1 protein-coding gene is annotated in these 571 nt (G+C 49.6%); it reads right to left on the reverse strand.

Going from position 1 to position 571, the window contains the following annotated elements:
• Positions 1-571: hypothetical protein (locus KE626_RS34520; RefSeq protein WP_211977725.1), on the reverse strand; the 571-nt coding region annotated here is incomplete at both ends.

The raw sequence follows: 571 nt of genomic DNA on the forward strand, positions 1-571 counted from the left end.
ATTGTTATTATTCAGCGAAGCAGCTGTATTAATGTTCATTGCCATGTTGTTGTTAGCCAGGTTACCAGGAGCAGCCGTTGTAGCAATTAATTCCATAGCATTGATATAACCTACCTGTCCACCTGCCGGAATACTGGCTGTAAAGGTTATTTCGCCGTTTGCATCTGCTGTCAGGTTAATGAAGTCGGCGGTGTTGGTGGTGTTATTCTGTGCGTACAGCGATTTGCTGACACCGTTAACGGTAAACTGGGTACTGCCGTTGTCAGGTTGAGGCGCCCACCATTTACTGTCGGACATGAACTTGAGGGTGTAGGTGGTGTTGGCACTTAGACCGGTGATGTGTCCATGCATGGCAGGTGCGCCGCTAAAGAAGCCTGGCAATGAACCAAAGTAGAGGTATTGACTCAGCACTACGTCAGGATATACACCACTGTTGTTGCCGGTGGTGGCGCCTTCCACGCCTGCTGCCCACCAGGATTCATCAAATCTCAGTCCGATGCCGGTTGCCAGACCCTGGTCGTTTTTCAGGTTGACGGTATTGTTACCGTCAATATTATTCCACGGTGCAGGT

It is taken from the genome of Chitinophaga hostae (genome assembly GCF_018224885.1).
Taxonomy (GTDB): Bacteria; Bacteroidota; Bacteroidia; order Chitinophagales; family Chitinophagaceae; genus Chitinophaga; species Chitinophaga hostae.